The following is a 10,209-nucleotide window of genomic DNA, read 5'->3' as shown; positions in this document are numbered from 1 at the left end:
GGGGGTTGCCTCCCCCGGGCGGGGCTGCGGGGGGGGGGCGCGGGGGCGGCCCCCCCCCCCCCCCCCACCCCCCCAAACAAGTCCCCCCGCGGCCCCCCGCGGCGCGTGCCGCGGGAGGCCCCTCATGCATAAGCCGTCGCAGCGCAGCTTCCTTTCCGAGGATCAGGTCATGACAGAACAGTTCTCGCCCGAGGTCGTCACGTCGGGGGCGACAGGGACCGGGCGCGCCGCGGTCATCGGGCTCGGCTCCATGGGCTACGGCATGGCCCAGTCCCTGAAGCGGGCCGGCTTCGACGTGGCCGGCTTCGACGTGAACGCCGCCGCCGTGGAGCGCTTCGCCGCCGAGGGCGGGCGCGGCGCTTCGAGCCCGGCGGAGGCCGCCCGCGATGCCGACGTGGTGGTGAGCGTGGTGGTGAACGCCGCCCAGACCGAGGCCATCCTGTTCGGCCCCGACGGCGTGGCGCAGACGCTCGCGGACGGCGCCGTCTTCCTTTCCTCCGCCACCATGGACCCGGACGTGGCCCGCGCCCTCGCCGCCCGGCTGGAGACCACCGGCCGGCTCTATCTCGATGCCCCCATCTCCGGCGGCGCCCAGCGCGCGGCCGAGGGCGCCCTCACCATCCTCGCCTCCGGCAGCCCGGCGGCCTTCGCCAAGGCCCGGCCGGCGCTCGATGCCATGGCGGCGAAGCTCTATGAGCTGGGCGATGCGCCGGGACAGGGCGCGGCGTTCAAGATGATCAACCAGTTGCTGGCCGGCGTGCACATCGCGGCGGCCAGCGAGGCGATTGCGTTTGCCGCGCGGCAGGGGCTCGACATCGCCAAGGTCTATGAGGTCATCACCGCGTCGGCCGGCAACAGCTGGATGTTCGAGAACCGCATGCCCCACGTGGTGGACGGCGACTATACGGCGAGGAGCGCGGTGGACATCTTCGTGAAGGACCTCGGCATCATCCAGGACATGGCGCGCAGCGCCAAGTTCCCGGTGCCGGTGTCCGCCGCCGCGCTGCAGATGTTCCTGGCCACCTCCGCTGCCGGCATGGGACGCGACGACGACGCCTCCGTCGCCCGGCTCTATGCCCGCATCACCGGCACCCGGCTGCCGGGCGATCCGGCCTGAGCCGGCCCGGACCCTGCTTGCATCCACGCGCGGATTGGTGCGTTCTGCGAACCGCACCGACCGCCGCGACCCGACTCTCTCGGAAGATCCCACCTTTTCGGAAGATCCCCATGCCGCGCTTCGCCGCCAACCTAACCATGATGTTCACCGAGTGGTCGTTCCTCGACCGCTTCGCCGCCGCCGCCGATGCCGGCTTCACCGCGGTGGAATTCCTCTTCCCCTACGAGCATGCGCCGGACGCGGTGGGCGAGCGGCTGGCCCGCAACGGCCTGACCCAGGCCCTGTTCAACCTGCCCCCCGGCAACTGGGCGGCCGGCGAGCGCGGCATCGCCGCCTTCCCCGAGCGCTTCGACGAGGTGAAGGCGAGCGTCGCGACCGGCCTCACCTATGCCGCCGCCACCGGCGTGAAGCGGCTGCATCTCATGTCCGGCCTTGCCGACCGCGCCGACCCCAAGGCCCGCGCCGCCTATGGCGAGGCGGTGGCCTACGCCGCCGGCGCGCTGGCGGAGAACGGCCTCGACCTGGTGCTGGAGCCCATCAACGGCCGCAACATGCCGGGCTATTTCCTCAACGATTTCGCCTTCACGCAAGCGCTCATCGCCGAGCTGGGCCTGCCCAACCTGAAGCTCCAGTTCGACATCTATCACTGCCAGATCATCCATGGCGACGTGACCATGCGGCTGCGCCAGCTCATGCCCATCACCGGGCATGTGCAGATCGCCAGCGTGCCCTCGCGCAACGAGCCGGACGGCGAGGAGCTGAACTATCCGTTCCTGTTCGCGGAGCTGGATCGCCTCGGCTATGACGGCTTCGTCGGCTGCGAGTACAACCCGCGCGCCGGCACGCTGGAAGGCCTGCGCTGGTTCGCGCCCTATGCCGCCGCCCCGGCTCTCAAGGCGGGAGCGAACGGATGACCCTCGCCCTCGGCACCATCGCCGACGACTACACCGGCGCCTCCGACCTCGCCAACACCCTGGCCAAGAACGGCCTGCGCACCGTGCAGACCGTGGGCATCCCGGCCGACGACCTGCCGCTGGGCGAGGTGGACGCGGTGGTGATCTCGCTGAAGATCCGCTCCGTGCCGGCCGCCGAGGCGGTGGAGAAGGCCCGCGCCGCCGACCGCTGGCTCAGGGCGCGCGGCGCCGGCCATGTCATGTACAAGATCTGCTCCACCTTCGATTCCACCGACGACGGCAATATCGGCCCGGTGCTCGATGCGCTCTCCACTGACGCCGGCGCGGCTGCGGTGCTGGTCACCCCCGCGTTTCCGGAGACGGGGCGCACGGTGTACCAGGGCCATCTCTTCGTCGGCTCCGTGCCGCTGAACGAGAGCCCACTCAAGGATCATCCCCTCAATCCCATGCATGATGCCAATCTGGTGCGCGTGCTGGGGCGGCAGAGCGTCTCCCGCGTGGGCCTTGTGCCCGAGGCGCTGGTGGCGCGCGGCGCCGACGCCATTCGCGCCCGGCTGGCCGAGCTTGCAGCCGACGGGATCGGCGGCGTGATCGCGGATGCGGTGGATGAGGGCGACCTGGTCGCCCTCGGCGCCGCCGCGCTGGACACGCGAGTGTCGGTGGGCGCTTCCGGCCTCGGTCTGGGCCTGGCCCGTGGCCTCGTAGCGGCGGGCCGGGTGGCCCGCGCCGATGCATCGGCCTCGGTGACGTCCGGCGTCGGCGGGCTCGAAGCCTGCCTCGCCGGCAGCTGCTCCAAGGCCACGCTGGAACAGATCGCGCGGGCGGAAAGCGCCATGCCGGTGCTGCACCTGGAAGCCGAGGCGCTGGTCTCCGGCCCCGCCGAGGCCGAGCGGGCCCTGGAGTGGGCCGCAAGCCGCATCGCGAGCGGCCCAGTCCTCATCGCCTCGAGCGCCTCGCCGGCCGAGGTGGCGCGCCTTCAGGCCCTCCACGGCCGCGAGGCCACCGGCCAGGCCATCGAGCAGGGGCTGGCGACCATCGCCGAAGGCCTCGTGGCACGCGGCGTCCGCCGGCTGGTGGTGGCAGGCGGCGAGACCTCGGGCGCGGTGGTGGACCGCCTCGGCATCCCCGCCTTCGCCCTGGGACCGGAGATCGCGGCCGGCGTGCCGGTGCTGCGCACCATCGGCGGCGGCCATGGCGATCTTCTGATGGCGCTCAAGTCCGGCAATTTCGGCGGCGTGGACTTCTTCACCGACGCGCTTGGCCTGATGTCGAAATAGCCGTCCGACTTTCCACGCCTACACCGAGCTTCGCTAATCGGGCTCCGACCGGGTCGAAACGGCCCCGTCGGAGCCCGTTCGCGTTTCGGGGCCAGCGCTCCGGTTGATGTTTGCATTCCTGCAAACGCAGCTGTCGCACCACCCCTCTTTGCTTTGCCCGGCGCCAAACTAATATCCACCCCGACACCTGAAGCGAGTGCCGTTCGCAGACGCTCACGACAATCGCTCCAGATCCCGAAGTCGATGCGTTTTCGTCACGCGAACCGGTATCCACTTCGCTTGAAAGCGCTTTGTTGAGGCCGCTTCGACGGCCACGGAACACCCACATGATCGAGCATCGTCCCTTCGACAGCCTGGGCAAGGCCAACCACGGCTGGCTCAACGCCCGGCATCACTTCTCCTTCGCCAATTATTTCGATCCCGCCCGCCAGAGCCACGGCAAGCTGCGCGTGTGGAACGACGACGAGATCGCGCCGGGATCGGGCTTTCCGCCCCACCCGCACGCCAACATGGAAATCATCACCTATGTCCGCGAGGGCGCCATCACCCACGAGGACAGCCTGGGCAACCGCGGCCGCACCGTGGCCGGCGACATCCAGGTCATGAGCGCGGGGCGCGGCATCCGCCACTCCGAGTACAATCTGGAAAGCGCGCCCACGCGTATCTTCCAGATCTGGATCGAGCCGGACCAGGCCGGCGGCGCGCCCACCTGGGGCACCCGCCCCTTCCCCAAGAACGACCGCTCGGGCCGCTTCGTGGCCCTGGCGAGCGGGATCGCGGGGGATGGGGATGCCCTGCCCATCCGTGCCCATGCCCGCGTGCTCGGCGCCACGCTGAAGGCGGGCGAGACCATCGATTATGCCCCTTTGAGCGGCCTCAACACCTATCTGGTGCCCGCCACCGGCGCGGTGGAGGTGAACGGCCTGCGCCTCGATACCCGCGACGGCGCCGCCATCTCCGACGAGCCCGCCCTCACCATCACCGCGCTGGAAGACAGCGAGCTGGTGCTGGTGGAAGCGGCCTGACGCCTTCTCCCCTCCCCCGTTTCCCCATTTCCCGTTTCTCAAGGAGCCCACCATGGCCAAAGTCCTCGTCCTGTATTATTCCGCCTACGGTCACATCGAGCAGATGGCCGAAGCCGTCGCCGCCGGGGCCCGTGAGGCCGGTGCCACCGTCGATATCAAGCGCGTGCCGGACCTGGTGCCGGAAGAGGTGGCCAAGGCGGCCCACTTCAAGCTCGACCAGAAGGCCCCCATCGCCACCGTCGCGGAGCTGGCCGAGTACGACGCCATCATCGTGGGCACGGGCACCCGCTTCGGCCGCATGGCCTCGCAGATGGCCAACTTCCTCGATCAGGCCGGCGGCCTGTGGGCGCGTGGCGCGCTGAACGGCAAGGTGGGCGGCGCCTTCACCGCCACCGCCACCCAGCACGGCGGCCAGGAAGTGACGCTGTTCTCCATCATCACCAACCTGATGCATTTCGGCCTGGTGATCGTGGGCCTCGACTATGGCTATGCCGGCCAGATGACCCTCGACGAGATCACTGGCGGCAGCCCCTATGGCGCCACCACCGTCACCGGCGGCGACGGCTCCCGCCAGCCCTCCGCCATCGAGCTGGACGGCGCTCGCTACCAGGGCAAGAAGATCGCCGAGACCGCCATCAAGCTGCACGGCTGAGGGGACGAGCCGGCAGGGTTCACCCACCGGCCCTCGCTTCAAGCCCGCACTGGGCTTCCATAGTCTTGATCCGCATGGCGGCCGGGGCGAACGCTCCGGCCGCTTTTTCATGGTCTGCACAAGCTGTGAAAAGCCGGACCAGGACCGGCTGTTCAGCCGCCCGATGCCGTGCCATAAATCGTTTTAAGAAGATGCGGCCGAAGCCGCGTTCGGGCTCGGGAGGGCAAGCCGCGTGTCACGCAACGACCAGCCTCGCGCAGGTGCGCCCGGCCTTGCAGCGTCATGCCCCGACTGTCGCCGCGCCCGCGCCGCCCATGCGCGGGACGGCTGGCAGGGCCACCCGCACGCCCCTGCCGCAGCCACCCTGACCTGCGGCGGACGCCGCGCCGCGACGGCATGACGGGACACGCATCATGAGCGACGAGACCAAAGGCAAGCCAGCCCAAGACGCGCCTGCCACCAAGCCCCTGCGCAGCCAGGCCTGGTTCGGCCGGCAGGACAAGATGGGCTTCTATTATCGCTCCTTCCTGAAGAACAGCGGCTTCCCCCAGGACCAGTTCGACGGCCGCCCGGTCATCGGCATCTGCAACACCTGGTCCGAGCTGACCCCCTGCAACGCCCATTTCCGCACCATCGCCGAGCATGTGCGCTACGGGGTGCTGGATGCCGGCGGCTTCCCGCTGGAATTCCCGGTCTCCTCCCTTGGCGAGGTGACCATGCGACCCACCGCCATGCTGTTCCGCAACCTCGCCTCCATGGACGTGGAGGAGGCCATCCGCGCCCATCCCCTCGACGGCGTGGTGCTGCTCATGGGCTGCGACAAGACCACCCCGGCCCTGCTCATGGGCGCGGCCTCCGCCGACCTGCCGGCCATCGGCGTGTCCGGCGGGCCGCAGCTGCGCGGCGTCTATCGCGGCGAGATCATCGGCTCGGGCACCAACATCATCTCCATGAGCGAGCAATTGCGCGCCGGCGAGATCACGCTGGCCGACTTCCACGAGGCGGAGGCGGCCATGAACCGCTCCGCCGGAAGTTGCATGACCATGGGCACGGCTTCGACGATGGCCTCGATGGTCGAGGCCCTTGGCCTCGGCCTGCCAGAGAACGCCGCCATTCCCGCCGCCGATGCCCGTCGCAACCTGCTCGCCCGCATGGCGGGACGGCGCATCGTGGAGATGGCGAAGGCGGACCTGAAGCCCTCCGACATCCTCACCCGCGCCGCCTTCGAGAACGCCATCCGCGCGCTGGCAGCTATCGGCGGCTCCACCAATGCGGTGGTGCACCTGCTGGCCATCGCCGGCCGGGTGGGGGTGGAGCTGACGCTGGACGATTTCGACCGTCTGGGCCGCGACGTGCACTGCCTGGTGGACCTCATGCCCTCCGGCCGCTTCCTGATGGAGGACTTCTACTATGCCGGCGGCCTGCCCGCCGTGCTGCGCACGCTGGGCGAGCGCGGGCTCCTGAACCGCGAGGCGCTGACCGTCAACGGCCGCTCCATCTGGGAGAATGTGGCCGAGGCGCCGTGCTGGAACCAGGAGGTGATCACCCCGTTCGAAGCGCCGTTCAAGGCGGACGCCGGCATCGCCATCCTCACCGGGAACCTCGCCCCCGACGGCGCCGTCATCAAGCCGTCCGCCGCCTCGCCGGAGCTGATGCAGCACACCGGCCGCGCCGTGGTGTTCGAGAGCGTGGAGGAGATGCACCACGCGGTGAACGACGAGGCGCTCGACATCGACGCCTCATGCATCATGGTGCTGAAGCATTGCGGGCCGAAGGGCTATCCCGGCATGGCGGAGGTGGGCAACATGCCCCTGCCCGCCAAGCTGCTGCGCCAGGGCGTGCGCGACATGATCCGCATCTCGGATGCCCGCATGTCCGGCACCGCCTACGGCACCGTGGTGCTGCACGTGGCGCCCGAGGCCACCGCCGGCGGGCCGCTGGCCCTGGTGAAGAACGGCGATCTCATCACCCTCGACGTGCCCGCCCGCGCCCTCAACCTGCACGTGAGCGAGGAGGAGCTGGCGCAGCGCCGCGCCGCCTGGGTGCCGCCCGCGCCCCATGCCGTGCGCGGCTATCAGCGCCTCTACATCGACCATGTGCTGCAGGCCGATCGCGGCGCGGATTTCGATTTCCTCGTCGGCCGCACCGGATCGCCGGTGCCGCGCGACAATCACTGAAGGTGACCCATGCCCACGTTCTCTGCCGCGCGCCCGTTCAAGGGCGTGTTCCCGGTGGCGCCCACCGTGTTCGACGCCGCCGGCGCGCTTGATCTGGACGGCCAGAAGCGCGCCATCGACTGCATGATCGATGCCGGCTCCCATGGCATCTGCATCCTCGCCAATTTCTCCGAGCAGTTCGTGCTCACCGACGACGAGCGCGATCGCGTCATGGTCACCGTGCTGGAGCATGTGGCGGGCCGGGTGCCGGTGATCGTCACCACCACCCATTTCTCCACCGCCGTCTGCGCCGAGCGCTCGCGCCGGGCGCAGGACCTGGGCGCGGCCATGGTCATGGTCATGCCGCCCTATCACGGCGCCACCTTCCGGGTGCCGGAAGCCTCCATCTACGACTTCTATCGCGGCGTCTCCGACGCCATTTCCATCCCCATCATGGTGCAGGACGCGCCCGTGGCGGGCACGCCTTTGTCGGTGCCGTTCCTCGCCCGCATGGCCAAGGAGATCGGCAACCTCGCCTATTTCAAGATCGAGGTGCCGCAGGCCGCCGCCAAGCTGCGCGCCCTCATCGAGGCCGGCGGCGCGGCCATCGAGGGGCCGTGGGACGGGGAAGAAGCCATCACCCTCATGGCCGACCTCGATGCCGGCGCCACCGGCGCCATGACGGGGGGCGCCTATGCGGACGGCATCCGCCAGGTCACCGACCCCTATTTCGCCGGCGACCGGGAGGCCGCCATGGACGCCTACCAGCGCTGGCTGCCCCTCATCAATTACGAGAACCGCCAGTGCGGCCTCGCCGCCTGCAAGGCGCTGATGCAGGAAGGCGGCGTCATTGCCCACGAGACCGTGCGCGCGCCCTTGCCCGCCATGCACCCCGCCACCCGCGCCGGCCTGATCGAGATCGCCCGCCGGCTCGATCCGCTGGTGCTGCGCTGGGGGAAATGATCTTCACCGGCTGATCGCGGTCGTCATCGTGTATACCCATGCCAGACCGCTGCCGTTCAAGGGCGAAAAGCGATGACGCCCCCCATCCTGCGCGAGAATTTCGGCCTGTTGCCCCATGGGCCGGTGGTGGAGCGGGTGCGGCTTATCGGGGCCGGCGGCTTCGAGGCGTCGGTGATCACCTATGGCGCGGCGCTCCAGGCGCTGCGTGTTCCCGACGCCCATGGCGCGCTCGCCGACGTGGTGCTCGGCCATGACGACGCCGCCGGCTATGGGCGGACGCGCGATTTCTACGGCGTCACCGTGGGCCGCTTCGCCAACCGCATCGCCGGGGCCGGCTTCGAGCTGGACGGCGCCCGCGTCACCCTTGAGGCCAATGACGGCGCGAACATGCTGCACGGCGGCCTCATTGGCTTCGACCGGGCGCTATGGACCATCGAGGCGGTGGACGAAGACCCGGTCCCGGCGGTCACCCTGCGCCACGTCAGCCCGGACGGCGCCGGCGGCTTTCCCGGCACGCTGGAGGCCCGCGTCACCTACAGCCTCTCGGGCCTGGACGAGCTCACCATCGCCTTTTCGGCGGTGACCGACCGGCCCACGGTGGTGAACCTCACCAACCACGCCTTCTTCAATTTGGACGGGGTGGAGACGGGCGGCGACATCCTGGGCCATCACCTCACGCTCGCCGCCGAGAGCTTCCTCGCCACCGATGCTGCGGCGATCCCCCTGCCCGGCCCGCCGCGCACGGTGGACGGCACGCCGTTCGATTTCCGCGCCGGCGCGCTTATCGGCGCGCGGATCCGGGACGACAACGAGCAGCTGCGCTTCGGGCGCGGCTACGACCACACCTACTGTCTTGAAGCCGCCACCACACCGCGCCTCGCCGCCCGCGTGCGGGCCGCCCAATCCGGCCGGGTGATGGAGCTGCTGACCGACCAGCCGGGCGTGCAATTTTATTCGGGCAACGTCATCGACGGGGCGGCGCAGGGCAAATATGGCCGCCTGCACCGCCAGTCCGACGCCTTCTGCCTGGAGCCGCAAGCCTGGCCCGACGCGCCCAACCGGCCGGATTTTCCCTCCGCCCGGCTTGATCCCGGCGAGACCTACCGCCACGTCTCCATCTACCGCTTCTCAACGCTCTGAGACCATCGGCCTCGGTCTTCGACCGACGCCGAATGGGTCTGCTCATGCGCCGCGCGGGCTTATCCAGCCTCAGCCCTTGAGCGCTGCCGCCGCCCGGCTGGCGGCCTCGATGGCGGCCCAGTCGCCGGCATCCACCTGCGCGCGCGGCAGCATCCAGGAGCCGCCGACGCAGATCACGTTGGGCAGGGCCAGATAGCGCGGCGCGGAGGCGAGGCTGATGCCGCCGGTGGGGCAGAAGGTGAGCTGCGGCAAGGGCGAGGCGATGGAGGCAAGATAGGCGCTGCCGCCCGCCGGCTCCGCCGGGAAGAACTTGGCGAAGCGGTAGCCGCGCTCGATCAGGCCCATGGCCTCCCCCGCCGTGGCGATGCCGGGCAAAAGCGGGATGGCAAAGGAGGCTGCGGCGTCCAGCAGGCGCGCCGTGGCGCCGGGCGAGACGGCAAAGCACGCGCCGGCCTTCTCGGCGGCTTCCAGCTGAGCAGCGTCGAGCACCGTGCCGACGCCGGGAATCGCGCCCTCCACCTCCTGCGCCACGGCGCGGATGGCGTCGAGGGCGGCCGGCGTGCGCAGGGTGATCTCGATGGCCGGCAGGCCGCCCGCCACCAGGGCGCGGGCGAGCGGAACGGCGTCTGCGGCGCGCTCCACCACCACCACGGGCACCACCGGGGCGCGGGAGAGAATGGAGTGAAGCCCGGGCTGGATCTGATCGGTCACGCGAAAACCTCCTGGAAAATGCTAGCGCCCTTTTCGGCCTGGCCGACGGCGTTTCGGAAGGGGGCGAAGAGCTCGCGGCCGACGCCGGAGTGGGAGGCGGAAAGGTCCGCCGTCACCGGCGTGCGGGCGGCCCATTCGGCCGCCGGGACCAGCACCTCGAGGGTGCCGGCCACCGCGTCCACCCGCACCAGGTCGCCGTCGCGCACCTTGGCGATGGCGCCGCCGTCCACCGCTTCCGGCGTCACATGGATGGC

9 protein-coding genes and 1 pseudogene are annotated in these 10,209 nt (G+C 70.3%); 8 read left to right on the top strand and 2 right to left on the bottom strand.

From position 1 onward, the window contains the following. Positions 1–124: 124 nt before the first annotated feature. The 8 genes from ltnD (at position 125) to FZ033_RS23740 (ending at position 9,244) form a co-directional block, all read left to right on the top strand. Complete coding sequence (ltnD, locus tag FZ033_RS23775; RefSeq protein WP_149578541.1) at positions 125–1,117, top strand: L-threonate dehydrogenase; 993 nt, start codon at positions 125–127, stop codon at positions 1,115–1,117. Between the two features lie 110 nt (positions 1,118–1,227). Beyond that, positions 1,228–2,031 carry a 2-oxo-tetronate isomerase gene (gene otnI / locus FZ033_RS23770; protein ID WP_149578540.1) on the top strand — a complete coding sequence of 268 codons (804 nt, stop codon included), beginning with the start codon at positions 1,228–1,230 and terminating at the stop codon, positions 2,029–2,031. Continuing rightward, complete coding sequence (gene otnK / locus FZ033_RS23765; protein WP_149578539.1) at positions 2,028–3,308, top strand: 3-oxo-tetronate kinase; 1,281 nt, start codon at positions 2,028–2,030, stop codon at positions 3,306–3,308. Before otnI ends, otnK begins: the two co-directional genes overlap by 4 nt. A 326-nt stretch (positions 3,309–3,634) precedes the next feature. Continuing rightward, positions 3,635–4,333 carry a pirin family protein gene (locus FZ033_RS23760; protein ID WP_149578538.1) on the top strand — a complete coding sequence of 233 codons (699 nt, stop codon included), beginning with the start codon at positions 3,635–3,637 and terminating at the stop codon, positions 4,331–4,333. 52 nt (positions 4,334–4,385) lie between these two features. Then, complete coding sequence (gene wrbA / locus FZ033_RS23755) at positions 4,386–4,985, top strand: NAD(P)H:quinone oxidoreductase (protein WP_149578537.1); 600 nt, start codon at positions 4,386–4,388, stop codon at positions 4,983–4,985. Positions 4,986–5,398: 413 nt separating this feature from the next. Further along, on the top strand, positions 5,399–7,162 hold the full coding sequence (locus FZ033_RS23750) for an IlvD/Edd family dehydratase (protein ID WP_149578536.1): 1,764 nt from the start codon (positions 5,399–5,401) through the stop codon (positions 7,160–7,162). Between the two features lie 9 nt (positions 7,163–7,171). Then, on the top strand, positions 7,172–8,104 hold the full coding sequence (locus FZ033_RS23745) for a dihydrodipicolinate synthase family protein (RefSeq protein WP_149578535.1): 933 nt from the start codon (positions 7,172–7,174) through the stop codon (positions 8,102–8,104). Between the two features lie 72 nt (positions 8,105–8,176). Next, positions 8,177–9,244 carry an aldose epimerase family protein gene (locus tag FZ033_RS23740; RefSeq protein ID WP_149578534.1) on the top strand — a complete coding sequence of 356 codons (1,068 nt, stop codon included), beginning with the start codon at positions 8,177–8,179 and terminating at the stop codon, positions 9,242–9,244. A gap of 69 nt (positions 9,245–9,313) precedes the next feature. On the opposite strand, the gene eda is transcribed toward FZ033_RS23740, so the two are convergent. Both eda and FZ033_RS23730 read right to left on the bottom strand, forming a co-directional pair. Beyond that, positions 9,314–9,955 (bottom strand): bifunctional 4-hydroxy-2-oxoglutarate aldolase/2-dehydro-3-deoxy-phosphogluconate aldolase, encoded by a 642-nt coding sequence (gene eda / locus FZ033_RS23735; protein ID WP_149578533.1) that lies wholly within the window; start codon positions 9,953–9,955, stop codon positions 9,314–9,316. Next, positions 9,952–10,209, bottom strand: a pseudogene (locus FZ033_RS23730) (dihydroxy-acid dehydratase domain-containing protein); the annotation flags it as partial. The pseudogene FZ033_RS23730 and the gene eda, both read right to left, overlap by 4 nt.

This window comes from Xanthobacter oligotrophicus (genome assembly GCF_008364685.1).
Classification (GTDB): Bacteria; Pseudomonadota; Alphaproteobacteria; order Rhizobiales; family Xanthobacteraceae; genus Xanthobacter; species Xanthobacter oligotrophicus.
Note: the sequence above shows the minus strand (reverse complement) of the source record. Positions and strands in the feature narration are given on the sequence as shown.